At 63.5% G+C, this 25532-nt stretch carries 24 protein-coding genes; 14 read left to right on the top strand and 10 right to left on the bottom strand.

What is annotated here, in order from left to right:
* Position 1 precedes the first annotated feature (1 nt).
* Positions 2–805 carry a VacJ family lipoprotein gene (locus LOY22_RS19830; protein ID WP_045195448.1) on the bottom strand — a complete coding sequence of 268 codons (804 nt, stop codon included), beginning with the start codon at positions 803–805 and terminating at the stop codon, positions 2–4.
* On the bottom strand, positions 798–2096 hold the full coding sequence (locus LOY22_RS19825; protein ID WP_045195447.1) for a hypothetical protein: 1299 nt from the start codon (positions 2094–2096) through the stop codon (positions 798–800). The genes LOY22_RS19830 and LOY22_RS19825 overlap by 8 nt, the downstream gene beginning before the upstream one ends.
* Before the next feature lie 242 nt (positions 2097–2338).
* Between LOY22_RS19825 and LOY22_RS19820 the strand changes: the two genes are divergently transcribed.
* Positions 2339–2695 carry a hypothetical protein gene (locus LOY22_RS19820; RefSeq protein WP_093380385.1) on the top strand — a complete coding sequence of 119 codons (357 nt, stop codon included), beginning with the start codon at positions 2339–2341 and terminating at the stop codon, positions 2693–2695.
* 98 nt (positions 2696–2793) lie between these two features.
* On the opposite strand, the gene LOY22_RS19815 is transcribed toward LOY22_RS19820, so the two are convergent.
* Positions 2794–4350 (bottom strand): beta (1-6) glucans synthase, encoded by a 1557-nt coding sequence (locus LOY22_RS19815; protein WP_258594545.1) that lies wholly within the window; start codon positions 4348–4350, stop codon positions 2794–2796.
* A 224-nt stretch (positions 4351–4574) separates the two neighbouring features.
* On the opposite strand from LOY22_RS19815, the gene LOY22_RS19810 reads away from it, so the two are divergent.
* The 3 genes from LOY22_RS19810 to LOY22_RS19800 all read left to right on the top strand — a co-directional run bounded on the left by LOY22_RS19810 (position 4575) and on the right by LOY22_RS19800 (position 7581).
* Complete coding sequence (locus LOY22_RS19810) at positions 4575–5423, top strand: glycine betaine ABC transporter substrate-binding protein (protein ID WP_045195441.1); 849 nt, start codon at positions 4575–4577, stop codon at positions 5421–5423.
* Between the two features lie 191 nt (positions 5424–5614).
* Positions 5615–5926 (top strand): DUF485 domain-containing protein, encoded by a 312-nt coding sequence (locus LOY22_RS19805; protein WP_038994010.1) that lies wholly within the window; start codon positions 5615–5617, stop codon positions 5924–5926.
* Positions 5923–7581 carry a cation acetate symporter gene (locus LOY22_RS19800; RefSeq protein ID WP_045195438.1) on the top strand — a complete coding sequence of 553 codons (1659 nt, stop codon included), beginning with the start codon at positions 5923–5925 and terminating at the stop codon, positions 7579–7581. The genes LOY22_RS19805 and LOY22_RS19800 overlap by 4 nt, the downstream gene beginning before the upstream one ends.
* A gap of 129 nt (positions 7582–7710) precedes the next feature.
* Here the strand turns inward: LOY22_RS19800 and LOY22_RS19795 are convergent, their stop codons facing one another.
* Positions 7711–7863, bottom strand: a complete 153-nt coding sequence (locus tag LOY22_RS19795) for a DUF3309 family protein (RefSeq protein WP_010224169.1) — start codon at positions 7861–7863, stop codon at positions 7711–7713.
* Between the two features lie 241 nt (positions 7864–8104).
* Between LOY22_RS19795 and LOY22_RS19790 the strand changes: the two genes are divergently transcribed.
* The 3 genes from LOY22_RS19790 to csrA all read left to right on the top strand — a co-directional run bounded on the left by LOY22_RS19790 (position 8105) and on the right by csrA (position 9624).
* Positions 8105–8920 carry an SDR family oxidoreductase gene (locus LOY22_RS19790; RefSeq protein ID WP_195884810.1) on the top strand — a complete coding sequence of 272 codons (816 nt, stop codon included), beginning with the start codon at positions 8105–8107 and terminating at the stop codon, positions 8918–8920.
* A 53-nt stretch (positions 8921–8973) separates the two neighbouring features.
* Positions 8974–9306, top strand: coding sequence for a YnfA family protein (locus LOY22_RS19785; RefSeq protein ID WP_045195432.1), 333 nt, complete (start codon positions 8974–8976; stop codon positions 9304–9306).
* A gap of 135 nt (positions 9307–9441) precedes the next feature.
* Positions 9442–9624, top strand: coding sequence for a carbon storage regulator CsrA (gene csrA, locus LOY22_RS19780; RefSeq protein ID WP_045195430.1), 183 nt, complete (start codon positions 9442–9444; stop codon positions 9622–9624).
* Between the two features lies 1 nt (position 9625).
* Here csrA and LOY22_RS19775 read toward each other — a convergent pair whose 3' ends face one another.
* From LOY22_RS19775 to mnmC, 5 genes are all read right to left on the bottom strand, one after another.
* Positions 9626–9853, bottom strand: a complete 228-nt coding sequence (locus LOY22_RS19775) for a YheU family protein (protein WP_045195429.1) — start codon at positions 9851–9853, stop codon at positions 9626–9628.
* Positions 9854–9919: 66 nt separating this feature from the next.
* Positions 9920–11104: an osmoprotectant NAGGN system M42 family peptidase gene (locus tag LOY22_RS19770; RefSeq protein WP_045195427.1), complete on the bottom strand. Its 1185-nt coding sequence runs from the start codon at positions 11102–11104 to the stop codon at positions 9920–9922.
* A gap of 14 nt (positions 11105–11118) precedes the next feature.
* A complete protein-coding gene (ngg, locus tag LOY22_RS19765) occupies positions 11119–12864 on the bottom strand; it encodes an N-acetylglutaminylglutamine synthetase (RefSeq protein WP_045195425.1) in 1746 nt (581 codons plus the stop codon).
* A 3-nt stretch (positions 12865–12867) separates the two neighbouring features.
* Positions 12868–14655 carry an N-acetylglutaminylglutamine amidotransferase gene (locus tag LOY22_RS19760; protein WP_045195423.1) on the bottom strand — a complete coding sequence of 596 codons (1788 nt, stop codon included), beginning with the start codon at positions 14653–14655 and terminating at the stop codon, positions 12868–12870.
* Between the two features lie 150 nt (positions 14656–14805).
* A complete protein-coding gene (gene mnmC, locus LOY22_RS19755; protein ID WP_093380395.1) occupies positions 14806–16821 on the bottom strand; it encodes a bifunctional tRNA (5-methylaminomethyl-2-thiouridine)(34)-methyltransferase MnmD/FAD-dependent 5-carboxymethylaminomethyl-2-thiouridine(34) oxidoreductase MnmC in 2016 nt (671 codons plus the stop codon).
* 135 nt (positions 16822–16956) lie between these two features.
* Here mnmC and pap point away from each other — a divergent pair, with 135 nt between their 5' ends.
* Complete coding sequence (gene pap, locus LOY22_RS19750) at positions 16957–18450, top strand: polyphosphate:AMP phosphotransferase (protein WP_045195420.1); 1494 nt, start codon at positions 16957–16959, stop codon at positions 18448–18450.
* Between the two features lie 140 nt (positions 18451–18590).
* Positions 18591–19547, top strand: a complete 957-nt coding sequence (locus LOY22_RS19745) for a DMT family transporter (RefSeq protein ID WP_093380397.1) — start codon at positions 18591–18593, stop codon at positions 19545–19547.
* A gap of 1 nt (position 19548) precedes the next feature.
* On the opposite strand, the gene LOY22_RS19740 is transcribed toward LOY22_RS19745, so the two are convergent.
* Positions 19549–20943: a class II fumarate hydratase gene (locus LOY22_RS19740; protein ID WP_045195415.1), complete on the bottom strand. Its 1395-nt coding sequence runs from the start codon at positions 20941–20943 to the stop codon at positions 19549–19551.
* A gap of 156 nt (positions 20944–21099) precedes the next feature.
* On the opposite strand from LOY22_RS19740, the gene LOY22_RS19735 reads away from it, so the two are divergent.
* The 5 genes from LOY22_RS19735 to LOY22_RS19715 all read left to right on the top strand — a co-directional run bounded on the left by LOY22_RS19735 (position 21100) and on the right by LOY22_RS19715 (position 25448).
* A complete protein-coding gene (locus tag LOY22_RS19735; RefSeq protein WP_093380399.1) occupies positions 21100–21624 on the top strand; it encodes a DUF2059 domain-containing protein in 525 nt (174 codons plus the stop codon).
* 15 nt (positions 21625–21639) lie between these two features.
* A complete protein-coding gene (locus LOY22_RS19730; RefSeq protein WP_045195412.1) occupies positions 21640–21939 on the top strand; it encodes a BolA family transcriptional regulator in 300 nt (99 codons plus the stop codon).
* Between the two features lie 109 nt (positions 21940–22048).
* A complete protein-coding gene (locus tag LOY22_RS19725) occupies positions 22049–22987 on the top strand; it encodes a rhodanese-related sulfurtransferase (protein WP_045195410.1) in 939 nt (312 codons plus the stop codon).
* A 3-nt stretch (positions 22988–22990) separates the two neighbouring features.
* The gene (locus tag LOY22_RS19720; protein ID WP_045195409.1) at positions 22991–23623 is read left to right on the top strand and encodes a DsbA family protein; all 633 of its coding nucleotides are present in this window, start codon (positions 22991–22993) and stop codon (positions 23621–23623) included.
* A complete protein-coding gene (locus LOY22_RS19715) occupies positions 23616–25448 on the top strand; it encodes an ABC transporter ATP-binding protein (protein ID WP_093380404.1) in 1833 nt (610 codons plus the stop codon). The genes LOY22_RS19720 and LOY22_RS19715 overlap by 8 nt, the downstream gene beginning before the upstream one ends.
* The last annotated feature ends 84 nt before the right edge of the window (positions 25449–25532 follow it).

Raw genomic sequence — 25532 nt, 5'->3', positions numbered from 1 at the left:
CTTACTCGGCGATCTGCAGCTTGCGCGCCTCGGTGTAGACGTAGCGCACCTTCTCGTACTCGAACGGCGAGTTGAGCTGGCCATAGCGGAAGCTGGTGGTGTAGCGCTTGTCGACGGCGCGCAGTACCCAGACTTCCGGATGGTTGCTGCTGACTTCGGCGACGTTGAGGAAGTTGATCCAGTTCTCGGCGCCATAGTCCACCGCCAGGCCACCGGTATCGCGCAGGTTCGACGGGCCGATGATCGGCAGCATCAGGTATGGGCCTTCCGGCACGCCGTAGAAGCCCAGGGTCTGGCCGAAATCCTCGCTCTGGTGCGGCAGGCCCATTTTGCTTGCCGGGTCCCACAGGCCGGCGACGCCGATGGTGGTGTTGAGCAGCAGGCGCGCGGTGATTTCCATCGAGCGCTTGCCCTTGAGCTGCAGCAGGCTGTTGAGCAGGTTCGGCACATCGCCGACGTTACTGAAGAAGTTGCTCACGCCGCTGCGCACAAAGTGCGGGGTGATGTAGCGGTAGCCGTTGACCACCGGCAGGAACACCCATTGGTCGAAGCGGTAGTTGAAGTGGTAAATGCGCCGGTTCATCGATTCCAGCGGGTCGTAGACGTTCAGCGCCGCCAGGGTCGAGCGTTCGAATTCGCGCTGGTCCAGGCCGGGGTTGAACTTGAGTGCCTTGAGCGGTTCGGTGAAGCCATCGGCATCGACCGGATCGGCTTCGATGACGCTGGCGCGCGGTGCGGTTTCTTCAGCCGCCTGGGCCAGGCCGCAGGCCAGCAGCGCGCTAATGATCAGTAGGCGTTTAACCACGGAAGAACTCCAGCATGGCGTCGCTGTTGACGCGATAATTGAGGTTGCCGCAATGGCCGCCGTGGGGGTACAGGGTCAGGCGATCGCCGAAGGCGCTGCGCAGGAAGCCCAGGTCGCCAGGGCCGAGGATGACGTCGTCGGCGTTGTGCATCACGGCGATTTTCGGGCTCTGTTGCAGGTAGTCCTTGAGCGCGTAGAGGCTGACCTGGTCGACCAGTTGCAACAGGCTGCCGCCGTCGGTGCGGGCACGCCACATGGGGATCACCTGCTCGGTCAGGTAGCAGTCGAAGTCGCATTGCAACGCGCGCTTGAAGAACGGCGTGAGGCTACTGCCTTCGGTGATCGGGTACTTGGGCGGGATGATCAGGCCGCGGCGGTTGATCAGGTCGGAGGTAAAGGCGATATCGGCCGCCGAGAAACGGAACGAGGTGCCGATGACCATTGCCATCTGCTCGTTGGACAGGTGCTGGCGTGACTGCTGGAAGTCGTACAGCAGCGCATCGTTGAGGTCGATGTAGCCCTTCTGCTGGAAGTAGCGGGTCAGCTTGTTGAGCACCAGCTCATAGAAGGTGGTGCTGTTGTTGACGCCCTTGACCTCGGTCTGCACCAGCTTGTCGAGGTTGCTGATCGAGGTGTAGAGGTTGACCGGCGGGTTGAGCAGCAGCACGCGCTTGAAGTTGAAGCTGCGCCGGGTTTCATCCAGGTGGCTGACAAACGCCGCATCCAGGGCGCCGAGGCTGTAGCCGCTGAGGTAGTACTCGCTGACCGGCAGGCGCGGGTGCTGAGCGCGCACGCCCTGCATCACCCGGTAAAGGTCTTCGGCGTCTTCCTTGGTCACCCCTGGGGTGGCGTAGCGCGAGGCGGCGGTGATGAAGTCGAAGCTGGTCGGCGATGACAACTGCACCACGTGGTAGCCAGCCTTGTAGTAGAGCTTTTTCAGGTACTCGTTGATGCTGCTGGAGTAGGGCGCGCCGGTGCCGGCAATCAGGAAAATCAGCGGCGCCTCGTGGTCCTGGCGGGCCAGGCGATACTTGAGCTTTTTCACCGGCCAGAAATTGTCGGGCAGGGTGAAGGCCCGTTCCGGGCGCATGTTCAGGCTGTAGTCGGACTGGGTGATGTCGTCGTCGCTAGGCAGCTCCGGGCGTAGCTCCGGCGGCGTCGTGGCGATGGTCGCCTCGAACGGGTTGGTCAACGGATAGCCGTAACTGGCCGCGTCGATGGTTTGTGCCCAAGCGCACGCACTCGAGATAAAGCCACCCAACAGGGCAGCGAGGCGCAGAGAACGAAGCATGACGGATCCCCAAAAATGCAGCAGCAAAGTGCGTTACGCAGGCTAGGACCATGGTGGCCCCGGCAAAGTTGCCTGGCGCTCCGGCATTTATCGTCCCAGATGTTGCCGCCGTCCAATGAGGATTCGCAACAATTGGTTCCATTTATCTACAGGACAAAGTAGCTGAGGCTGGCGCTTTTGCCTTGCATAGACGCCCCGGACGATTATGCTGGGCGCCGATTTTCATGTTTCTGGAGTGTCGCATGTCCCGCCGTTTACCGCTGATCGCATTGCTGGTGTTTCTGCCCTTGTGGCTGGCGGCAAGCTATGGGCTGCGTTATGTGCTGATGGAAGATGCCCACTGGGTGGCGACCTGCACCGACCAGGCACAACTGTGGGGCTGCCAGGCGCGTTCGCTGATGGGGTTGATGATTCACTTCAGGATCGTGGCCTGGTCGGCCCTGGGCCTGGCACTGCTGGCCATGCTGGTGCCAGGGCGCGCGGGTTGGCGCCTGGCGGTGGCGGCACTGGTGTGCGGGGTGCCGGCATTGGTGCTGTACACCGCGAGCATTGCCGTGTTTGCCGTGGTGCTGGCGGGGTTGCGGCTGGTACGGCGTTAGTTGTCTTATCGCGGGTCAAGTCGAGTCGTCGCACCGCCGCTCCTACAGTGATCTCTGTGGGAGCGGCGGTGCGGCGATCCGACTTGCCCCGCGATGGTTCACTGCTGAACCCGAACCCGCAAGCTACGCCACAACGCCGCCACCATCAGCACGCTCACCCCGGCCCAGACCAGCGCCTGCTGGTTGCTCAGCCCTTCACGGTACAGCTGCGGGGCGATGCCGGCGCCGATGATCAACGCCAGCAAGGCCGCTTCGCCCCGGCGTGCCGCCACCGGCCGCAGCAGGTACACCACTGCCGGCAACAGCAAGGCGGGGCTGGGGAAGCTGCGATAACGCGGGTCGAACACCAGCGCCAGCATGCTCACCGCCGCGGCAAAACCCGCCGCCAGCAACCACCAGCCGCCACGCGCTTGGAGCCAGGCGAAGGCCCGCTGGCGCCAGCCCTGGCGTTGCGACAAGGCCAGCGCAGCATGGGCGAGCACCAGCAGGTTCAGGCCCTCCAGCACAATCGCCCAGACCCACTCGCCGACAAAGCGGCTGTTGATGCGCAACTGTTCGCCCCACAGGCCCAGGCTGGCCGCAGCCAGGGCCGCCAGCAGTGGCAACAGCAAAGCGCTGCGAGTGCCGCGTACGCGCCCGGCCAGCAGCAGGGTGGCGGCGAACAGCACGACACCTGCGCCCAGCCACTGCGGCCAGAACGCCAGGTTGCTCACCGGCCCTTCAAGGATGCCCTTGTCCTGGCGGTCGGCGTCATACAGGCCCCAGTAGCCGCCCACGGCGCCTTCGCTGGCACGTTTCCAGGGCTGGTCGAAAGCTTCGATCAGGTTGTACTGCCAGCCGTGCTGTTCGGCCATGGCGACGAAGCCGCGAATGAAGCGTGCCTCGTTGACCCGGCTGGGCAGGGCGGTTTCGCGCTGGCGGCCTTCGCTCGGCCAGCCGGTTTCGCCAATGACGATCTCCTTGGGCGCGAAGCGGTTGCCGAACACCTGGCGGATCTCGCCGACGTGCACCAGGGCATCGTCGATGCTCTTCGGGTCATCTTCCCAGTAGGGCAGCAGGTGGATGGTCAGGAAGTCCACCGCCGGAGCGATCTCGGGGTGTTGCAGCCAGAACTCCCAGACATCGGCGTAGGTCACCGGCACGCTGACCTGGCTTTTCACCTGGTTGATCAGCGCCGCCAGTTGCGGGCCGGTGACTTCCTTGCGCAGCAGGGTTTCGTTGCCGACGATCACCGCCTTGACCACATCCGGGTTGGCATTGGCCGAGGCGATCAGGGCCTTGACCTCTTTTTGCGAATCCACCGGGTTGGCGTTGATCCAGGCGCCGAGCATCACCTTCAGGCCATGCTTGCGGGCAAGGTCGGGGATGGCCTCAAGGCCGGTCATCGAGTAGGTGCGGATGCACTCGAAACGCTCGGCCAGCAAGGCCAGGTCGGCGTCCATGCGCGCCGGGCGCAGCTGGAACGGTTGGTCGAACGGCGACTGGTCCTTGTCGAACGGGGTGTAGGAGGCGCACTGCAGCTTGTGCGACGCGCTGGCCGCATCCGGCAGCACCACCGGCTTGCCCAGGCCGTACCACAGCCCTCCGAGGGCGAACAGGCCCAGCAGGCAGGCGAACAGGTAGGGTAATAGCGGGAAGCGCGCAGTCGAGGACATGGAACAGACCGTCTGGAAACAAAGCCGTCAATAGTACCCGCAAATGGCGCCGGCCAAAGCCTTGGGCTACAAAGATCGTCAGGGTGGGTGTTGCTTGATGTAACGATTTCAATGGCTGGCGATGTGATGTCGTTTCTCGTTGTCCCGAGGTCGCTACCAGAGCAGGTCAGCGACCATGCGCGGTTGATGATGCAGCTTCCGTGACGTGACGAGGGGATGCTTGGATGAAAATGCGACGACTCCTGGGGGTGGGCACCGCCCTGGTACTGGCCATTGGCGCGGGGCAAGCGCTGGCCAAGGAAGTGAGCATCGGCTATGTCGATGGCTGGTCCGACAGTGTGGCGACCACCAACGTCGCCGCCGAAGTCATCAGGCAGAAGCTCGGCTATGACGTCAAACTGCAGGCCGTGGCCACCGGCATCATGTGGCAGGGGGTGGCCACCGGCAAGCTCGACGCCATGCTCTCGGCCTGGTTGCCGGTAACCCATGGCGAATACTGGACCAAGAACAAGGACAACGTGGTCGACTACGGCCCCAACTTCAAGGATGCCAAGATCGGCCTGATCGTCCCCGAATACGTCAAGGCCAGCTCGGTGGCCGACCTCAAGACCGATGACAGCTTCAAACAGAAAATCGTCGGCATCGACGCAGGCTCCGGGGTCATGCTCAAGACCGACCAGGCCATCAAGGACTACGACCTCACCGGCTACAAACTGCAGGCAAGCTCTGGCGCGGCGATGACCGCAGAGCTTGGCCGCGCCTATGCCAAGCAGCAATCGATCGCGGTGACCGGCTGGGTGCCGCACTGGATGTTCGCCAAGTGGAAGCTCAAGTTCCTCGAAGACCCCAAAGGCGTGTATGGCGCCGCCGAAACCGTCAACAGCATCGGCAGCAAGGAACTGGACAGCAAGGCGCCGGAAGTGGCGGCGTTCCTGAAGAAATTCCAGTGGCAGTCCAAGGATGAAATCGGTGAGGTCATGTTGGCCATTCAAGAGGGCGCAAAACCTGAAGCCGCAGCCAAGGACTGGGTGGCCAAGCACCCGGAACGCGTAGCCGAGTGGACCGGCAAATAATGGCTTAAAGCCTCTATCTGGCACCTTCCAGGGCCGCACCCGCGAAACGCCGGTGCGGCCCTTGTCGTTTCAGGCTGTTACCGAATCGGTAAAAGAGTTTTGCATCTAAGACTAAGGTCGTCTGGAGTGCGTTCGAAGGCAGCATAAAGTGGAGTGGGTACTACCTAATCTGTGCTGCGAGGACAAAAACAATGAACGACAGCATTTACCTCTCGATACAAAACAGCCCGCGGTTCAAGGAGCTGGTTTCAAAACGCGAACGTTTCGCCTGGATTCTCTCGGCGATCATGCTCGGTCTCTACGCCGCCTTCATCCTGTTGATTGCCTATGGCCCGCATATTCTCGGTGCCAAGCTCAGCCCTGACTCGTCGATCACCTGGGGTATTCCCCTTGGTGTCGGTCTGATCATCTCGGCTTTCATCCTCACGGCCATCTACGTGCGTCGCGCCAATGGCGAGTTCGACGAGATGAACAAGGCGATCCTCAAGGAGGCTCAGCAATGATCCGGCGTCTACTGGCAACCCTGGCCTTCGGCGTTTTTGCACCCGCCGTCTGGGCCGCTGACGCCCTCACCGGCGCGGTGCAGAAACAACCCTTGAACGTCTCGGCGATCGTCATGTTCGTCGCCTTCGTCGGTGCCACCCTGTGCATCACCTACTGGGCGTCCAAGCGTAACAAGTCCGCTTCCGACTACTATGCCGCCGGCGGGCGCATCACCGGTTTCCAGAACGGCCTGGCGATTGCCGGCGACTATATGTCGGCCGCATCCTTCCTGGGTATTTCCGCCCTGGTGTTCACCTCCGGTTACGATGGCCTGATCTACTCGATCGGCTTCCTGGTCGGCTGGCCGATCATTCTCTTCCTGATCGCCGAGCGCCTGCGCAACCTGGGTAAATACACCTTTGCCGACGTCGCCTCGTATCGCCTCGGGCAGAAGGAAATCCGCACCCTGTCGGCCTCGGGCTCGCTGGTGGTGGTGGCCTTCTACCTGATCGCGCAGATGGTCGGTGCCGGCAAGCTGATTCAGCTGCTGTTCGGCCTGGACTACCACGTCGCGGTGATCCTGGTGGGCATCCTGATGTGCATGTATGTGCTGTTCGGCGGCATGCTCGCGACCACCTGGGTACAGATCATCAAGGCCGTGCTGCTGCTCTCCGGTGCTAGCTTCATGGCGCTGATGGTGATGAAGCACGTCAACTTCGACTTCAACGCGCTGTTCTCCGAAGCGATCAAGGTTCACCCCAAAGGTGAAGCGATCATGAGCCCGGGCGGGCTGGTCAAAGATCCGATCTCGGCGTTTTCGCTGGGCCTGGCGCTGATGTTCGGTACCGCTGGCCTGCCGCACATCCTGATGCGCTTCTTCACTGTCAGCGACGCCAAGGAAGCGCGCAAGAGCGTGCTGTACGCCACCGGTTTCATCGGCTACTTCTACATCCTGACCTTCATCATCGGCTTCGGCGCGATCCTGCTGGTCAGCACCAACCCTGAGTTCAAGGACGCTGCCGGCGCCCTGATCGGCGGCAACAACATGGCGGCGGTGCACCTGGCCGATGCCGTGGGTGGCAGCGTGTTCCTCGGTTTCATCTCGGCAGTGGCCTTCGCCACCATCCTGGCGGTGGTTGCCGGCCTGACCCTGGCCGGTGCCTCGGCAGTGTCCCACGACCTGTATGCCAGCGTGATCAAGAAGGGCAAAGCCAACGAGAAGGATGAGATCCGCGTGTCGAAGATCACCACCGTCGCCCTTGGCGTGTTGGCGATCGGCCTGGGCATCCTGTTTGAAAGCCAGAACATCGCCTTCATGGTCGGCCTGGCGTTCTCCATCGCTGCCAGCTGTAACTTCCCGGTACTGCTGCTGTCGATGTACTGGAAGAAACTGACCACCCGTGGCGCCATGATCGGTGGCTGGATGGGCCTGATCAGTGCCGTGGCGCTGATGATCCTCGGCCCGACCATCTGGGTGCAGATCCTCGGCCACGAGAAGGCGATCTACCCGTACGAGTACCCGGCGCTGTTCTCGATGATCATTGCCTTTACCGGTATCTGGTTCTTCTCGATCACCGACAAGTCCAAGGCCGCCGATGACGAACGTGCGCTGTTCTTCCCGCAGTTCGTGCGCTCGCAGACTGGCCTGGGTGCCAGCGGTGCGGTGTCTCACTAAGTAAGCAAAAAGGCAGCCTTTGGCTGCCTTTTTGGCTGCAAGCTCCAAGTCACAAGCCGCAAGTTGAAGCCGTACGCGTACTGCTTTGACTTGCGGCTTGCGGCTTGCTGCTTATGGCTTGCAGCTTTTCTATATCTTGCCGAGCAACAACAGGATCAGCAGGATGATCAGCACCGTACCGATGATGCCGGATGGCCCATAGCCCCAACTTCTGGAGTGCGGAAAGACGGGTAAGCCACCGATCAACAGCAGAATCAGGATGATGATAAGTATGGTGCCCATGGCAGTTTCCTTGTTTGGCTTGAGAAGTAGGCGTTACGCTGCAATCCATCTCTTCGGTCATGTGTTTCATGCCCGCCTGTTAATTCCGACTGCCGCCAGTGGCTAAAAGTTTTATCCCATCTTTATTAGTCACGTTCACCGCTGTTTGCCCCGGCTATTCAGCATCCTGATACTGAGTGGGTGGCGGCCTTGGCTTCGCTACACTGGCCTGAACTTTCCAGAACAGTACAAGGCAGCTGCTATGCAAAAGCGCATGATGATTACCGGTGCCGGCTCGGGGCTTGGGCGCGAAATTGCCTTGCGCTGGGCGCGCGAGGGCTGGCAACTGGCCCTGGCCGATGTCAACGAGGCCGGCCTCAAGCAAACCCTGGCGCTGGTACGCGAGGCCGGCGCCGACGGTTTCGTGCAGCGCTGCGATGTGCGTGACTACAGTCAGCTCACCGCCCTGGCCCAGGCCTGCGAAGAAAAGTTCGGCGGCATCGATGTGATCGTCAACAACGCCGGGGTGGCCTCGGGCGGGTTTTTCGCCGAGCTGTCGCTGGAGGACTGGGACTGGCAGATCGCAATCAACCTGATGGGCGTGGTCAAGGGCTGCAAGGCTTTCCTGCCACTGCTCGAGCGCAGCAAGGGCAGGATCATCAACATCGCCTCGATGGCCGCCCTGATGCAAGGCCCGGCGATGAGCAACTACAACGTCGCCAAGGCCGGGGTGCTGGCCCTGTCGGAAAGCTTGCTGATCGAGCTGCGCCAGCAGGAGGTCGCGGTGCACGTGGTGTGCCCGTCGTTCTTCCAGACCAACCTGCTCGACTCGTTCCGTGGCCCGACCCCGGCGATGAAAGCCCAGGTCGGCAAGCTGCTGGAAAGCTCGCCGATCAGCGCCGCCGATATCGCCGACTACATCCACCAGCAAGTGGCCGCCGGCGAGTTCCTGATCCTGCCTCATGAGCAGGGCCGCGAAGCCTGGAAGCTCAAGCAGCGCAACCCGCAGATGCTCTACGACGAGATGGCCAGCATGGCCGAGAAAATGCGCGCCAAGGCGCGGCCGTCCCAGGCTTGAGCGTCGCCATCAGGTATTCTTGGCCATCCTTTGAACAGCCTTGAGTACCTGGTGTGATCAATTACCTGTGGTTTTTCCTCGCGGCGATCTTCGAGATCGGCGGTTGCTATGCCTTCTACATGTGGCTGCGCCTGGGCAAGAGCGCCTGGTGGATTGCCCCGGCCTTGCTCAGCCTGACCCTGTTCGCGCTGATCCTCACCCGGGTCGAAGCGGCGTATGCCGGGCGCGCCTATGCCGCCTATGGCGGTATCTACATCGTCACTTCGCTGTTGTGGCTGGCGCTGGTCGAGCGGGCGCGGCCGCTGGGCACTGACTGGATCGGCGCGTTGTTGTGCGTGCTGGGGGCCAGCATCATCGTCCTCGGGCCACGTTTGCAGAGTGCCTGAAGGGTCGAAAACTCAAGAAATCTGTAGGCAAAATCGCCCAGCTAAGTGGGATGGGTCTAATTCGCCGTCGGAGCATTGAAGGCGTCCGGCACCCCGTGCAGTCTCCGAATTCCCTGATTTGTGGAGGATCGGAGCATGTTGGTAATAGGCCGCGAAATAGGCGAAATCATCGCCATCGACGATGACATCAAGATCAAGGTGTTGTCGGTGGACGGCAACACCGTGCGCTTCGGCATCAGCGCGCCGCGGCACATCGAGGTGCACCGGGCGGAGATCTACAAGCGTATCGTCGAGCAACTGGCCAAGCAGGCCGGTTGAATCAGTCGAGCAGTTCCTTGGGCACGTCGTGCTTGGCCAGCAGCTGGCATTGCTGGCTTTCAAGGTCGAACAGAATGAACGCCTGTTTTTTTGCCAGCGCCTGGCGCACCCGCAGCACGCGGGTTTCCAGCGGGGTGTCGTCACCGTTGTCGGTGCCGTCGCGGGTGACGAAATCCTCGATCAAGCGGGTGAGGGTTTCGGCTTCCAGTTGGTCGTAGGGAATCAGCATGAACAGGACAGGTCTGGCGAAAAGGTAGCGCCATGCTACGCCAAACCTGTCCTGGCTGTGTAGGCGCTAGTTTTTGTTGCCGACCAGGCTGTCGACGGCCGGCACCCGGGTATCGCTTTCCATCTGTGCATCGTGCTCAAGCTGGTGGCTGAAACTTTCCAGCGAACTGCCGGTGGCTTGCGAGTCGCTGGCAAACACCGGCGGGCTGAGCAGGTAGGCGGTCAGCAGGCGGCTCAGCGCCGCCAGGCTGTCGATGTGCGTGCGTTCGTAGCCATGGGTGGCGTCGCAACCGAAGGCCAGTAGGGCGGTGCGAATATCGTGACCGGCGGTGATCGCCGAATGCGCGTCGCTGAAGTAGTAGCGAAACACATCGCGGCGAGCCGGCAGTTCGTGTTCGCGGGCAAGTTTGAGCAAGTGGCGCGTCAGGTGATAGTCATAGGGGCCGGCCGAATCCTGCATGGCGACGCTGACCGCGTGTTCGCTTGAGTGTTGCCCGGGCGCGACCGGGGCAATATCGATGCCGACGAACTCGCTGACGTCCCAGGGCAGGGCGGCAGCGGCGCCGGAGCCGGTCTCTTCGGTGATGGTGAACAGCGGGTGACAGTCGATCAACGGCTGTGCGCCGCTTTCAACAATGGCCTTGAGCGACGCCAGCAGCGCCGCGACACCGGCTTTGTCATCCAGGTGGCGGGCGCTGATATGGCCGCTTTCGGTGAACTCGGGCAGTGGGTCGAAGGCGACGAAGTCACCGATGCCGATGCCCAGCGACTCGCAATCGGCGCGGGTGGTGCAGTAGGCATCCAGGCGCAACTCAATGTGCTCCCAACTGACCGGCATCTGATCGATGGCGGTGTTGAACGCGTGGCCGCTGGCCATCAGCGGCAACACGCTGCCGCGCAGCACGCCGCTGTCGGTGAACACGCTGACGCGGCTGCCTTCGGCAAAGCGGCTGGACCAGCAGCCCACCGCCGCCAGCGACAGCCGGCCGTTGTCCTGGATCGCCCGCACGCTGGCGCCGATGGTATCCAGATGGGCGGACACCGCCCGGTCGGGCGAGCTCTTGCGGCCCTTGAGGGTAGCGCGGATGGTGCCGCGACGGGTCAGTTCGAAGGGGATGCCGAGCTCCTCGAGGCGCTCGGCAACATAGCGCACGATGGTGTCGGTAAAGCCGGTGGGGCTGGGAATGGCGAGCATTTCCAGCAGGACTTTCTGCAAGTACGTGAGGTCCGGTTCGGGAAGCTGTTGGGGCATGCGAACTCCTGTGCTCATGGCGCGGGTCGACTGTGGGGGAACAACAGGTCGACGAAGCGCTCGGCAGTCGGTTGCGGTTCATGGTTGGCCAGGCCGACGCGTTCATTGGCTTCGATGAACACGTAGTCGGGCTGGTCGGCGGCCTTGACCATCAGGTCCAGGCCCACCACCGGGATGTCCAGGGCGCGGGCGGCGCGGATGGCAGCGTCGACCAGCACCGGGTGCAGGCGCTCGGTGACGTCCTCCAGGCAGCCGCCGGTGTGCAGGTTGGCGGTGCCGCGCACAGCCAGGCGCTGGCCGGCAGGCAGTACGCTGTCGTAATCGACCCCGGCAGCGTGCAGGGTGCGCTGGGTTTCGTGGTCCAGGGGGATGCGGCTTTCACCGCCCGTTGCCGCCTGACGCCGACGGCTCTGGGCTTCGATCAGGGCGCCGACGGCGTGCTGGCCGTCGCCGACAATCTGCGCCGGGTGGCGGATGGCGGCGGCGACCACGTCGAAACCGATGACCACGATGCGCAGGTCAAGGCCGGCATGAAAGCTTTCCAGCAGCACGCGGCTGTCGAAGCGCCGGGCGCTTTCTACCGCTGCACTGATTTCATCGAGGGTGCTCAGGTTGACCGCCACGCCGTTGCCTTGCTCACCGTCCAGCGGCTTGACCACCACCGCGCCGTGGTCTTCGAGGAAGGCCAGGTTGTCATCGGCATTGCCGGCCAGTTGCTGCGCCGGCACCTGCAAGCCTGCGGCGCTCAGTACCTTGTGGGTCAGGCTTTTGTCCTGGCACAGGGTCATGCTCACCGCCGTGGTCAGGTCGCTCAGAGACTCGCGGCAACGTACCCGCCGACCACCATGGATAAGGGTGAACAGGCCGCCATCGGCATCGTCGACCTGCACCTCGATACCGCGCCGGTACGCCTCCTCGACGATGATCCGCGCATAGGGGTTGAGCCCGGTTTCAGGGCCTGGGCCGAGGAACAGCGGCTGGTTGATGCCGTTCTTGCGCTTGACCGCGAAGGTCGGCAGGTTGCGAAACCCCAGCTTGGCGTACAGGCGTTTGGCCTGGCGGTTGTCGTGCAGCACCGAGAGGTCGAGGCAGGTCAGGCCGCGGCTCATGAAGTGCTCGATCAAATGCCGCACCAGCACTTCGCCGACACCCGGGCGGGTGCACTGTGGGTCCACCGCCAGGCACCAGAGGCTGCTGCCGTGTTCCGGGTCGGCAAAGGCCTTGTGATGATTCAGGCCCATGACGCTGCCGATGATCGCGCCGCTGTCTTCGTCTTCGGCCAGCCAGTACACCGGCCCGCCCTGATGGCGCGGGGTCAGCAACTCGGGGTCGATCGGCAGCATGCCGCGGGCCTGGTACAGGGCGTTGATCGCCTGCCAGTCGCTGTCGCTCTGCGCCCGGCGGATACGAAAACCGCGAAACACCCGTTGCGCCGGGCGGTAGTCGCTGAACCACAGGCGCAGGGTGTCGGACGGGTCGAGGAACAATTGCTGCGGGGCCTGGGCCAGCACCTGCTGCGGCGCCGCCACGTACAGGGCAATGTCGCGCTCGCCGGGGCGTTCGTCGAGCAGGGCGCTGGCCAGGCTGGCCGGGTCGGGGTAGGTGTGGCCGATCAGCAGCCGCCCCCAGCCGCAGTGCAGCGAACGCGGCTGGTCGTGGGGCTGGCTGCCATCGCCGGCCAGTTGCGCCTGCAGTCGCTCATAGGACGGCACCTGGCCGCGCAGCAGGCGCTGGCCGTAAGGTGAGGCATGGGCTTTCATCGATCAGATTCCTTGTTCGCTGAGCCACAGGTTCAAGGCAGCCAGTTGCCAGAGCTTGGAGCCGCGCAGCGGCGTCAGCTGGCCGTGGGGATCGCTGAGCAGGCGGTCGAGGGCGGCGGGGTTGAACAGGCCGCGGTCCTGGCTGGGGTCAAGCAGCAACTCACGCACCCAGTCCAGGGTTGCGCCCTGCAGGTGCTTGAGTCCCGGTACCGGGAAGTAGCCCTTCTTGCGGTCGATGACTTCACTGGGGATGACCAGCCGCGCGGCTTCCTTGAGCACCTGCTTGCCACCGTCGGGCAGCTTGAAGCGCGCCGGGATGCGCGCCGAGAGCTCGACCAGGCGATAGTCGAGGAACGGCGTGCGCGCTTCCAGGCCCCAGGCCATGGTCATGTTGTCGACCCGTTTGACCGGGTCGTCGACCAGCATCACCGTGCTGTCCAGGCGCAGGGCTTTATCCACCGCATCGCTGGCGCCGGGCTGGGCGAAGTGCTGGCGGACAAAGTCGCCGGCGGCGTCGTGATCGAGCAGCCAAGGCGCTTGCACGGTGGCGGCATAGTCGTCGTAGCTGCGGTCGAAGAACGCCTCGCGGTAGGCCGCGAACGGATCGCGCGCGCCGTCCACCTGCGGGTACCAGTGGTAACCGGCGAACAGCTCGTCGGCGCCCTGGCCGCTTTGCACCACCTTGCAGTGCCTGGCCACTTCCCGCGACAGCAGGTAGAAGGCAATGCAGTCATGGCTGACCATCGGCTCGCTCATGGCGCGAAAGGCCGCGGGCAACTGCTCGATGATCTCCCGCTCATCGATGCGCAATTGATGATGGCGGGTACCGTAGTGGCGGGCGATCAGGTCGGAGTACTGGAACTCGTCGCCGCGCTCGCCGCCGGCATCCTCGAAGCCGATGGAGAAGGTCGACAGGTCATCGACACCGACCTCGCGCAGCAGGCCGACGAGCAGGCTCGAGTCGACACCGCCGGACAGCAACACACCGACATCCACCGCAGCGCGTTGACGAATCGCCACCGCCTCGCGGGTGCTGTCGAGGACGCGGTCGCGCCAGTCTTCCAGGCTCAGGTCCTGTTCGTCGGTGCGCGGGCCATAGTGTAGGTGCCACCAGACTTGCTGCTCGCAGCGGCCCTGGGCATCGATGCGCATCCAGCTGGCCGGTGGCAGTTTCTCGATATTGGCCAGCAGGGTGCGTGGCGCTGGCACCACGGCGTGGAAGTTCAGGTAGTGGTTGAGCGCCACTGGGTCGAGCACCGGGTTGATGTCGCCGCCCTTGAGCAGCGCCGGCAGGCTCGAAGCGAAGCGCAGGCGTTCGCCGGTGCGCGACAGGTACAGCGGCTTGACCCCGAGGCGGTCGCGGGCGAGGAACAGCTGCTGGCTGTCACGTTCCCAGATCGCCAGGGCGAACATGCCGTTCAGGCGCGGCAGCAAGTCGGCGCCCCAGGCGTGATAGCCCTTGAGCAGCACCTCGGTGTCGCCATCCGAGTAGAAGGCATAGCCGAGGCTTTCCAGCTCGCTGCGCAGCTCGGGGAAGTTGTAGATGGCGCCGTTGAAGGCCAGCGACAGGCCCAACTGGTTATCGACCATGGGCTGCGCCGAGCCGTCGGACAGGTCCATGATTTTCAGCCGGCGATGGCCCAGGGCAATCGGCCCCTGGCTATGGAAACCCCAGGCGTCAGGGCCGCGAGGTGCCAGGTGATGGGTGATCCGCTCGACCGCGGCGAGGTCCGCCGGGCGTGGTGGGTGGGCAACAGGGGTGAAACGAAACTCTCCAGCTAATCCGCACATATGTCCTTACCGGTTTTGCCGTTGGGGAAGGTGCCCGAAACCCGGGCACATGGAAACTGACCGGTGCGGATAGCGAGAGTTTTAGATCAATCGGTTATAAGCGGTAGCTGCAAGCGACAAGCTTCAAGCTGCAAGAGCACGCCGGGTCAATCAGCTTTTAGTGTGTGGCTTGGCGCTTGTCGCTGCTTTTTTATTCCTGATCAATTCACGCAACATGAAGCGATTCGGGTGGCAGGCTTCGGCCACGGCGCGGGGCACCGGCAGCGGTGCGTTGTCGGCCCAGGCGGCGATCATTTCGCCCGCCAGTGGCGCGGTGATCAGCCCCCGCGAGCCATGGCCGCTGTTGATGAACAGGCCTTCTAGCCAGGGGCAGGGGGTGGCGGGAATTTGCCGGGCATCGCGGGCCAGCACGGCGTAGTCCTGGTTGAACTGCGCCTGTTCGGCCAGCGGGCCGACAATCGGCAGGTAGTCGGGGCTGGTGCAGCGAAACGCGGCGCGGCCCTGCAGCGTATGCGGGTCGAGACTGTGGGCGCCCAGGCGCTGGGCCAGGTCGCTGGAGATCGCCTCAAGCAGGCCAAGGTTGCCGACGTGCTCGCCGGGGGTGGGCGTGAGGTCGGTGCTGTGAAAGTCGAAGCTGGCGCCGAGGGTGTGCTCGCCATTGCGCGGCGGCGCGACATAGCCGTCGGCGCACACCACCGTGGTCAATGCCTGGCTTTGCGCTGTCACGGGCAGGCGGGTGACCTGCCCGCGAATGCGCTTGAGCGGCAACCCGGCGCAAGGCTCGAAGTTGTGGATTTCGGCGGCGGTCGCCAACACCACCAGCGGCGCGCTGGCCAGCAGTTTGTCGCTTTCCCAGGCTTGCCAGAGGCCGTCGACCTTACGCAGTTGCAGTACCTGATGATGGGTCAGCAGGGTGATGTTCGGGTGCTGCAGTTGCGCCTGGCACAGCGCCGGCGGATGCACCCAGCCGCCTTCAGGGTAGAACAGCCCGCCGCTGTCCAGGGCAACCCCGGCCAGTTGTTCAGCCTGCTCACGGTCCAGGCGTTGCAGCAATTGCGGGTTGAAGGCTGCGGCCAGTTGCTGCTGGCGCTGGTCTTCCTTGGCGTCGAAGGCCAGCTGCAGCACCCCGCAGCCATCCCAGTCCTGGCCGCGCTGCAGGCGTTCGAGCAGCCGCCGGGTGTAGCCGAAACCGCTGAGGATCAGGCGCGACAACGCCGTGCCGTGTGCAGACAGCTTCAGGTACAGCACCCCTTGCGGGTTGCCCGAAGCTTCTGCTGCTGGCGTCGCATGGCGCTCCAGCACCTTTACCTGCCAGCCGCGGGCGGCCAGGCTGGCGGCGCTGGCGCACCCGGCAAGGCCAGCGCCGATCACCAGCGCCTGGCGTGGGCCGCGCAGGGCAGGCGGCCGGGCAAACCACGGCGCGCTGGCGGCCGGTTGCGGCTGCTCGGCCGGCCAGCCATTGAAGGTGCCGCGCAGCACTTCCCATTTCTTGCCGATGCCGGGAATGCGCTTCATGCTAAAGCCTACGGCGATCAGGCCGCGGCGCACCCAGCCGGTGCTGGTGAAGGTGCCGAGGGTGGTGCCGGGCGCTGACAGCCGGCCGATCTCGGCGAACAGCTCCGGGGTCCACATTTCCGGGTTTTTGGCCGGGGCAAAGCCGTCGAGGAACCAGGCATCCACCTGTGCATCGAGCTGCGGCAGTTGCTCCAGCACGTCGCCGATCATCAGGGTCAGGCGCACCCGGCCCTGCTCGAACGCGAACGGCTGGAAGCCTTCGTGCACTGCCACGTACTGGCTCAGCAACTGGCTGCTGAACGGCGCCAGCTGCGGCCACAGGGCCAGGGCGCGACTGAGGTCGGCGCGGGTCAGGGGGTATTTTTCGACGCTGATGAAGTGCAGCCGCGCATCAGCCGGGGCGCACTCGGCAAACAGCTGCCAGGCGCAGAAGAAGTTCAGGCCGGTGCCGAAGCCGGTTTCGCCGATCACCAGGCACTGGCCCGGCTGCATTGCGCTGAAACGCTGGCGCAAGTCGTTCTGGTCGATGAACACGTGACGGGTTTCCTCCAGGCTCTGCTCCTTGGAGAAATAGATGTCGTCGTATTGGCGCGAGTGCGGTCGGCCCTGGTCGTCCCAGTCGATCTGGGCGTATTGGGTTACTTCGGTCATGTTCGGCTCAGCATTGGCAAGAGGGCCATTTTAGCTGATCGGCGCCAGGCTGTTTGACCTGTGGCAGGCTTTGTTTTGTGCCGACAAAGGTTTCGACAATCCGCTAGTCTTGCTTATCCAAGTAGGGAGCCTGGTATGTTCGAATCCGCTGAAATTGGTCACGCCATCGACAAAGACACCTATGACGCCGAGGTCCCGGCGCTGCGTGAAGCGTTGCTGGAGGCGCAGTTCGAGCTCAAGCAGCAGGCGCGTTTCCCGGTGATCGTACTGATCAACGGCATCGAAGGTGCCGGCAAGGGCGAGACGGTCAAGCTGCTCAACGAATGGATGGACCCGCGCCTGATCGAGGTGCGCACCTTCGACCAGCAAACCGACGAAGAACTCGCCCGTCCACCGGCCTGGCGCTACTGGCGGGCACTGCCGGCCAAGGGGCGGATGGGCGTATTTTTTGGCAACTGGTACAGCCAGATGCTCCAGGGCCGCGTGCATGGCCAGTTCAAGGATGCCGTGCTCGACCAGGCCATCCGCGGCGCCGAGCGCCTCGAAGAGATGCTCTGCGATGAAGGCGCGCTGATCTTCAAGTTCTGGTTTCACCTGTCCAAGAAGCAGATGAAAGCCCGCCTCAAGGCGCTCAAGGACGATCCGCTGCACAGCTGGCGGATCAGCCCGCTGGACTGGCAGCAGTCCGAAACCTACGACCGTTTCGTGCGCTTTGGCGAGCGGGTGCTGCGCCAGACCAGTCGCGACTACGCGCCCTGGCATGTGATCGAGGGCGTCGATCCGCATTACCGCAGCCTGGCTGTGGGCAAGATTCTGCTCGAAGGGCTGCAGGCCGCGCTCAAGTCCGATCACGGGCCGATCCACCAGGCCAACATCGCGCCGCTGGGTGAAAGCATCGACCAGCGCAGCCTGCTCGGCAGCCTCGACCTGAGCCTGCGCCTGGACAAGGACGACTACCAGGAACAACTGATTACCGAACAGGCGCGCCTGGCCGGCCTGCTGCGTGACAAGCGCATGCGCCGCCACGCCCTGATTGCCGTGTTCGAAGGCAACGATGCGGCGGGCAAGGGCGGTGCCATTCGCCGGGTGGCGGCAGCCCTCGACCCGCGCCAGTACCGCATCGTGCCGATCGCCGCGCCCACCGAAGAAGAGCGCGCGCAGCCGTACCTGTGGCGCTTTTGGCGGCACATTCCGGCGCGTGGCAAGTTCACCGTGTTCGACCGTTCCTGGTATGGCCGGGTACTGGTCGAGCGGATCGAAGGCTTTTGCAGCCAGGCCGACTGGATGCGCGCCTATGGCGAGATCAACGACTTCGAAGAACAACTGAGCAATGCTGGCGTGGTGGTGGTGAAGTTCTGGCTGTCGATTGACGAACAGACCCAGCTCGAGCGCTTTCAGGAGCGCGAGCAGATCCCGTTCAAGCGCTTCAAGATCACCGAGGAAGACTGGCGCAACCGCGAGAAGTGGGGGCAGTACGCGGAGGCTGTGGGCGACATGGTCGACCGTACCAGCACCGAGATTGCGCCCTGGACCCTGGTCGAGGCCAATGACAAGCGCTGGGCGCGGGTCAAGGTGTTGCGCACCATCAACCAGGCGCTGGAGGCGGCGTTCAAGAAGCACAAGAAATGATAGCTGGGGCTGCGAAAGCAGCCCCAGCAGGAGCTCAGGGAATGAAGTACTGAATTCTTTTCCGCATTCTTGCCTGTCTCGCCACCAACCCAGCCCGTAGAATCCAGTTTCCCCCCACCAAAGGGCTATCGAGGCTGGTTATGCATATTTCTTCCGGACGCTGGGTCTACGGTCTGTCCTTGTCGCTGCTGACCGCCGTGCTCTGGGGCATCCTGCCGATCAAGCTCAAACAGGTGCTGCAGGTGATGGACCCGATCACCGTGACCTGGTTTCGCCTGCTGGTGTCCGGCGGCCTGTTGCTGGCCTGGCTGGCGGCAAGCAAGCGCCTGCCCTCGTTCAATGGCCTCGGGCGCAAGGGCTGGGGCCTGGTGCTGCTGGCTACCTGCGGGCTGGTGGGCAACTATGTGCTGTACCTGGTCGGGCTCAAGCTGCTCAGCCCCGGCACCGCCCAGCTGGTGGTGCAGATGGGCCCGGTGCTGTTGCTGGTGGCCAGCGTGTTCCTGTTCAAGGAACGCTTTAGCCTGGGGCAGGGCATGGGCCTGGTGATCCTGCTGCTGGGCTTTGGCCTGTTCTTCAATCAACGCCTGGATGAGCTGCTCACCTCCCTGAGCGTCTACACCACCGGCGTGCTGACCATCCTCCTGGCGACCTCTATCTGGGTGTTCTATGCCCTGAGCCAGAAGCAGCTGCTGACGGTATGGAACTCGATGCAGGTGATGATGGTGATCTACCTGTTTTGCGCAGCCTTGCTGACCCCTTGGGTGCATCCGTTGGAGGCGCTGCAATTGAGCCCGCTGCAAGGCTGGCTGCTGCTTGCCTGCTGTTTGAACACCCTGGTGGCCTACGGCGCGTTTGCCGAAGCCCTGGCGCACTGGGAAGCCTCCAAGGTCAGTGCGACCCTGGCGGTGACGCCGCTGATCACCTTCGTGGCGGTGGCCCTGGCAGCCTGGTTCTGGCCCGACTTTGTCCACGCCGAGCAGATCAACACCCTGGGCTACATCGGTGCGCTGGTGGTGGTGCTGGGCTCGGCGCTGACCGCCCTGGGCCCCTCGATCATGGCCGGCTGGCGGGCCAGGCGCGTTCGCCTGGCCCGGTGATTCAGCCCTTGGCGCCCGGTTCGAGCATTTTTTCCGGGCGCACCCACTGGTCGAACTGCTCGTTGCTCAGGTAACCCAGGCTCAGCGCCGCCTCGCGCAGGGTGGTGCCTTCGCTGTAGGCCTTCTTGGCGATTTCTGCCGCCTTGTCGTAGCCAATGTGCGGGTTGAGCGCGGTCACCAGCATCAGCCCGCGCTCCAGGTGCGCGGCCATCTGTTCGGGATCCGGTTCGATCCCGGCAATGCAGTGCTGCTGGAAGTTGCTGCAACCGTCGGCCAGCAGTTCGATGGACTGCAGCAGGTTGTGGATGATCACCGGCTTGAACACGTTCAACTGCAAGTGCCCCTGGCTTGCCGCAAAGCCGATCGCGGTGTCGTTGCCCAGCACCTGGCAGGCCAGCATCGACAGGGCCTCGCACTGGGTCGGGTTGACCTTGCCGGGCATGATCGAGCTGCCCGGTTCGTTGGCCGGCAGGCGTACTTCGGCAATCCCGCCGCGCGGCCCGGAGCCGAGCAGGCGCAGGTCGTTGGCCAGTTTCATCAGGGCCACGGCGAGGGTTTTCAGGCCGCCGGCGAGGGTGGTCAGCGGTTCATGCCCGGCCAGGGCGGCGAACTTGTTCGGTGCGGTAACAAACGGCAGGCCGGAAAGCGCGGCGAGCTCGGCGGCGATGGCTTCGGCAAAGCCGTGCGGGGCGTTCAGCCCGGTGCCGACGGCGGTGCCGCCCTGGGCCAGCTCGCACACCGCCGGCAAGGCCGAACGAATCGCCCGCTGGGCGTAGTCGAGCTGGGCGACATAGGCCGAGAGTTCCTGGCCGAAGGTGATCGGTGTGGCGTCCATCATATGGGTGCGACCGGTTTTCACCAGGTGCTGGTGGCGCGCCGAGAGTTCCGCCAGCCCCGACGACAGTTCGGTGATCGCCGGCAGCAGCTTGTGCTGCACGGCCTGGGCGGCGGCGATGTGCATGGCGGTGGGGAAGCAGTCGTTGGAACTTTGCGAGCGGTTGACGTGATCGTTGGGGTGTACTGGCGTTTTGCCGCCACGGCCATTGCCGGCCAGTTCGTTGGCACGACCGGCGATCACTTCGTTGACGTTCATGTTGCTCTGGGTGCCACTGCCGGTCTGCCAGACGACGAGCGGAAACTGGTCGTCCAGTTGCCCGTCGAGCACTTCGTCGGCGGCTTGTTCGATCAGCCGGGCGATGTCCGCCGCGAGGTCTCCGTTGCGGTTGTTGACCCGTGCCGCGGCTTTCTTGATCAGTGCCAGGGCATGCAACACCGCCAGCGGCATGCGTTCCTTGCCGATGGCAAAGTTGATCAGCGAGCGTTGCGTCTGGGCACCCCAGTAGGCCTGGTCAGGAACTTCGACCTGCCCCAGGCTGTCAGTTTCGATACGGCTCATGCTGCGCTCACTCCCTTGTGGTCTGAATTCGCAGTTTAGGTCCTTATTTGGCGTAGCGGTTCCATCGCGCGTCGACCCACTTGAGCACTGTGCCACTGTCGGCGCAGAATGCTCTACTCTGGGGTACTACCTCCTCTGTCTATTGAAGGAATTCCGATGACCCGTCTTCGCGCCCTCTGCACTGCTGTAGCGCTGGTCTGCGCCAGCGGCCAGGTGCTTGCAGATACCGCCAGCCACAACGCCAGTGCTGAAAAATTCCTCATGATGGCGCATGCCGACAAGCTCGGTACTCCGGTCTACATGCAGGTGCAGCAGATGTTTGCCCAGCGTTTCGAACAGACCAAGGCCCCAGCCTCGAAGAAATCCGTGCTCGACAGCTACCAGGCCAAGGCCAACGCCGCCCTGGACCAGGCCATCGGCTGGAACAAGCTCAAGCCGGACATGGTCAAGCTCTACACCACCACCTTCACTGAAAGCGAACTGAAAGACCTGGTCGCCTTCTACCAGTCGCCTCTGGGCAAGAAAGTCCTCGAGAAGATGCCGCAGGTGACCCAGCAATCGGCGCAGCTGACCCAGCAGAAACTGGAAAGCGCGGTACCGGTGGTCAACAAGCTGCTGGCTGACATGACCAAGGAACTCGACCCGAACGCCGGCAAGGCCGCCGCGCCAGCCAAGAAGTAAGCAGCGGAGCCCGACATGACCATGCAGCAAAAGATCGAGCACCGCCTGCAAGCGCTGGCACCCACGCACTTGCAGGTGCTCGATGAAAGCCACATGCACAGCCGTGGGCAGCAGACCCATTACAAGGCGGTGCTGGTGAGCGAGCAGTTCGAGGGGCTGAACAGCGTCAAGCGTCACCAGAAAGTGTATGCCACCCTCGGTGAGCTGATGAGCGAGTTTCACGCCCTGGCGCTGCACACCTATACGCCGCAGGAATGGCAGAAAATCGGTGTCGCCCCGGCGTCGCCGACCTGCGCCGGTGGCAGCAAGCACTGATTTCCTCGTCAGGTTTTTGCTAGAATGATCAACGCGCCGCTTGTCGGCGCGTTTTTATTTGGCATCCGGTCCGCCCTTTGCGAGGGTGACCACCTGGAGAAGTTACTGCATGTCCCAAGCTATCGTCGTTGCGGCGCTGTACAAATTCGTCACCCTGAAAGATTACCTCGAGCTGCGCGAGCCGCTGCTCGAGAGCATGATGGCCAATGGCATCAAGGGCACCTTGTTGCTGGCCGAGGAAGGTATCAACGGCACCGTCTCCGGTACCCGTGAAGGCATCGACGGCCTGCTGGCCTGGCTGCGCAGCGATGCGCGCCTGGTGGATATCGACCACAAAGAGTCCTATTGCGACGAACAGCCGTTCTACCGCACCAAGGTCAAGCTCAAGAAAGAGATCGTCACCCTTGGCGTGGCGGGCGTTGACCCGAACTACAAGGTCGGTACCTACGTCGAGCCCCAGGACTGGAACGCGCTGATCAGCGACCCTGAAGTGCTGCTGATCGACACCCGCAACGACTACGAAGTGGCGATCGGCACCTTCGAAGGCGCGATCGACCCCAAGACCACCACCTTCCGCGAGTTCCCCGAGTACATCAAGGCCAACTTCGACCCGGCCAAGCACAAGAAAGTGGCGATGTTCTGCACCGGCGGCATTCGTTGCGAGAAAGCCTCCAGCTATATGCTCGGCGAGGGTTTCGAAGAGGTCTATCATCTTAAGGGCGGGATCCTCAAATACCTCGAAGAGGTGCCACAGGATCAAAGCCGCTGGCAGGGCGACTGCTTCGTGTTCGACAACCGGGTCACCGTGCGTCACGACCTGACCGAGGGCGATTACGACCAGTGCCATGCCTGCCGCACCCCGATCAGCGTGGAAGACCGTGCGTCCGAGCACTACTCGCCAGGCATCAGCTGCCCGCATTGCTGGGACAGCCTGAGCGAAAAGACCCGGCGCAGCGCCATTGACCGGCAGAAGCAGATCGAACTGGCCAAGGCGCGCAATCAGCCTCACCCGATCGGTCACAACTACCGCAAAGCTGCCGAGGCCTGATTGATGTCCGCACGCCTGCTGTATGTGATGGACCCGATGTGCTCATGGTGCTGGGGCTTTGCCCCGGTCGCCGAGGCCCTGATCGCCCAGGCACAGGCGGCGGGCGTGCCGACCCGGGTGGTGCTCGGCGGCCTGCGTTCCGGCAGCCGTGCGCTGGATGCCTCGACCCGCGGCTACATACTTGATCACTGGCAGGCGGTACACGACGCCACCGGGCAGGATTTTCAATTCGAAGGCGCACTGCCTGACGGTTTTGTCTACGACACCGAGCCTGCCTGTCGGGCCCTGGTCACCGCCCGTAGCCTTGACCCGCAATACGTGGGTGCCTTGCTCAAGCTGATCCAGCAAGCCTTCTACCAGCGCGGCGAAGACGTCACTCGTGCGCCCTTGCTGGTAGAACTGGCCGAGCAGGCCGGTTACCAGCGCGCCGCCTTTGCCGAAGCCTTTACCAGCGCCGAACAGCGCGCGGCCACGGCGGCGGACTTCACCTGGGTCCAGGACCTGGGCATTGCCGGTTTCCCGACCCTGCTGGCCGAACGCAATGGCCAGCTGGCCTTGCTGACCAATGGCTATCAAGCCCTCGAATCGCTTGAGCCGCTGCTCGGCCGCTGGCTGCAGCAGGCCGCCTGTGCTTGACCTGCCGGGTTCACCCGACCCGGTACCAGGGCCAGGCCCTGTGCATGCTGATCGCTTGAGCTGGGCAGAAATCCGCCGCCTGGCCCTGCGCCATAAAAAAGCCCTGTGGATCGCCAACGGCGTGGCCGTGCTGGCGGCGTTGTGCAGTGTGCCGATCCCCTTGCTGCTGCCGTTGCTGGTTGACGAAGTGCTGCTCGGCCATGGCGATGCCGCGCTCAAATGGATGAACCAGTTCCTGCCCGGCAACTGGCAGGTTGCTGGTGGCTACATCGGCCTGATGCTGGTATTCACCCTGACCCTGCGCTGCGCCGCCCTGGCCTTCAACGTGGTGCAGGCCAAGCTGTTCGCCGGCCTTGCCAAAGACATCGTCTACCGCTTGCGCATTCGCCTGATCGAGCGCCTCAAGCGCATTTCCCTGAGTGAATACGAAAGTCTGGGCAGCGGTACCGTGACCACCCACCTGGTCACCGACCTGGACACCCTCGACAAGTTCGTCGGCGAAACCCTCAGCCGCTTCCTGGTGGCCATGCTGACCCTGACCGGCACCGCCGCCATCCTTATGTGGATGCACTGGAAGCTGGCGTTGCTGATCCTGCTGTTCAACCCCTTGGTGATCTTCGCCACGGTGCAGTTGGGCAAGCGGGTCAAGCACCTGAAGAAGCTTGAGAACGACAGCACCTCGCGCTTCACCCAGGCGCTGACCGAGACCCTCGACGCGATCCAGGAAATCCGTGCCAGCAACCGCCAGGGCTATTTCCTCGGCCGCCTTGGCCTGCGCGCCCAGGAGGTACGCAACTACGCCGTCGCCTCGCAGTGGAAAAGCGACGCGAGCGGGCGTGCCAGCGGCTTGCTGTTCCAGTTCGGCATCGACATTTTCCGCGCCGCGGCGATGCTCACGGTGCTGTTCTCCGACCTCTCGATCGGGCAGATGCTGGCGGTGTTCAGCTACCTGTGGTTCATGATCGGCCCGGTCGAGCAACTGCTCAACCTGCAATACGCCTACTACGCCGCTGGCGGCGCCCTGAGCCGGCTCAACGAGCTGCTGGCGCGGGCCGACGAGCCGCAATACCCCGGTGGCATCGACCCGTTCAAGGGCCGCGACACTGTCGGCATCGAGGTGCAGGGCCTGCGCTTTGCCTACAACGACGAGCCGGTGCTCGACCAGCTCAACCTGTCGATTGCCCCCGGCGAAAAGGTCGCCATCGTCGGCGCCAGTGGCGGTGGCAAGAGCACCCTGGTGCAACTGCTGCTGGGCCTGTACAGCGCCCAGGCCGGGACCATCCGCTTTGGTGGCTCGACCCTGCAGGAAATCGGCCTGGAAACCCTGCGCGAGCATGTTGCGGTGGTACTCCAGCACCCGTCGCTGTTCAACGACACGGTGCGCGCCAACCTGACCATGGGCCGCGACTGCAGCGATGATGCCTGCTGGCAGGCGCTGAACATCGCCCAGCTCGACGCTACCATCGCCGCCTTGCCGCAAGGCCTGGACAGCGTGGTTGGTCGCTCCGGGGTGCGTTTGTCCGGTGGCCAGCGTCAGCGCCTGGCCATTGCGCGGATGGTGCTGGCCGAGCCCAAGGTGGTGATTCTCGACGAGGCCACCTCGGCCCTGGATGCGGCCACCGAATACAACCTGCACCAGGCCCTGACCCGTTTTCTCAGCGCCCGCACCACGCTGATCATTGCCCACCGCCTGTCGGCGGTGAAGCAGGCCGACCGGGTGCTGGTGTTTGACGGCGGCCATGTCGCCGAGGACGGCGATCACCAGCAATTGATCGCCGAAGGTGGCTTGTACGCCAAGCTGTACGGCCATTTGCAACAGAGTTAGGGCAAATTGGTTAGCAAGTGAGAAAAGCTCTGCAGGATTAATGGCAAATAGCCTAGGCTGTGCTTTGGTAGGTGGGATTCATCC

This window comes from Pseudomonas sp. B21-035 (assembly GCF_024748945.1).
Lineage (GTDB): Bacteria > Pseudomonadota > Gammaproteobacteria > Pseudomonadales > Pseudomonadaceae > Aquipseudomonas.
Note: the sequence above shows the minus strand (reverse complement) of the source record. Positions and strands in the feature narration are given on the sequence as shown.

Excerpts from the sequence above, each read along its gene's own strand:
- LOY22_RS19770 (WP_045195427.1), bottom strand. The coding sequence starts at position 11,104 with ATGCCCCAACAGCTTCCCGAACCGGACCTCACGTACTTGCAGAAAGTC.
- LOY22_RS19760 (WP_045195423.1), bottom strand. The coding sequence starts at position 14,655 with ATGTGCGGATTAGCTGGAGAGTTTCGTTTCACCCCTGTTGCCCACCCA.
- LOY22_RS19820 (WP_093380385.1), top strand. The coding sequence starts at position 2,339 with ATGTCCCGCCGTTTACCGCTGATCGCATTGCTGGTGTTTCTGCCCTTG.
- LOY22_RS19815 (WP_258594545.1), bottom strand. The coding sequence starts at position 4,350 with ATGTCCTCGACTGCGCGCTTCCCGCTATTACCCTACCTGTTCGCCTGC.
- LOY22_RS19825 (WP_045195447.1), bottom strand. The coding sequence starts at position 2,096 with ATGCTTCGTTCTCTGCGCCTCGCTGCCCTGTTGGGTGGCTTTATCTCG.
- LOY22_RS19800 (WP_045195438.1), top strand. The coding sequence starts at position 5,923 with ATGATCCGGCGTCTACTGGCAACCCTGGCCTTCGGCGTTTTTGCACCC.
- ngg (WP_045195425.1), bottom strand. The coding sequence starts at position 12,864 with ATGAAAGCCCATGCCTCACCTTACGGCCAGCGCCTGCTGCGCGGCCAG.
- LOY22_RS19730 (WP_045195412.1), top strand. The coding sequence starts at position 21,640 with ATGACCATGCAGCAAAAGATCGAGCACCGCCTGCAAGCGCTGGCACCC.
- LOY22_RS19805 (WP_038994010.1), top strand. The coding sequence starts at position 5,615 with ATGAACGACAGCATTTACCTCTCGATACAAAACAGCCCGCGGTTCAAG.
- mnmC (WP_093380395.1), bottom strand. The coding sequence starts at position 16,821 with ATGACCGAAGTAACCCAATACGCCCAGATCGACTGGGACGACCAGGGC.
- LOY22_RS19745 (WP_093380397.1), top strand. The coding sequence starts at position 18,591 with ATGCATATTTCTTCCGGACGCTGGGTCTACGGTCTGTCCTTGTCGCTG.
- pap (WP_045195420.1), top strand. The coding sequence starts at position 16,957 with ATGTTCGAATCCGCTGAAATTGGTCACGCCATCGACAAAGACACCTAT.
- csrA (WP_045195430.1), top strand. The coding sequence starts at position 9,442 with ATGTTGGTAATAGGCCGCGAAATAGGCGAAATCATCGCCATCGACGAT.
- LOY22_RS19795 (WP_010224169.1), bottom strand. The coding sequence starts at position 7,863 with ATGGGCACCATACTTATCATCATCCTGATTCTGCTGTTGATCGGTGGC.
- LOY22_RS19790 (WP_195884810.1), top strand. The coding sequence starts at position 8,105 with ATGCAAAAGCGCATGATGATTACCGGTGCCGGCTCGGGGCTTGGGCGC.
- LOY22_RS19740 (WP_045195415.1), bottom strand. The coding sequence starts at position 20,943 with ATGAGCCGTATCGAAACTGACAGCCTGGGGCAGGTCGAAGTTCCTGAC.
- LOY22_RS19735 (WP_093380399.1), top strand. The coding sequence starts at position 21,100 with ATGACCCGTCTTCGCGCCCTCTGCACTGCTGTAGCGCTGGTCTGCGCC.
- LOY22_RS19775 (WP_045195429.1), bottom strand. The coding sequence starts at position 9,853 with ATGCTGATTCCCTACGACCAACTGGAAGCCGAAACCCTCACCCGCTTG.
- LOY22_RS19725 (WP_045195410.1), top strand. The coding sequence starts at position 22,049 with ATGTCCCAAGCTATCGTCGTTGCGGCGCTGTACAAATTCGTCACCCTG.
- LOY22_RS19810 (WP_045195441.1), top strand. The coding sequence starts at position 4,575 with ATGAAAATGCGACGACTCCTGGGGGTGGGCACCGCCCTGGTACTGGCC.
- LOY22_RS19720 (WP_045195409.1), top strand. The coding sequence starts at position 22,991 with ATGTCCGCACGCCTGCTGTATGTGATGGACCCGATGTGCTCATGGTGC.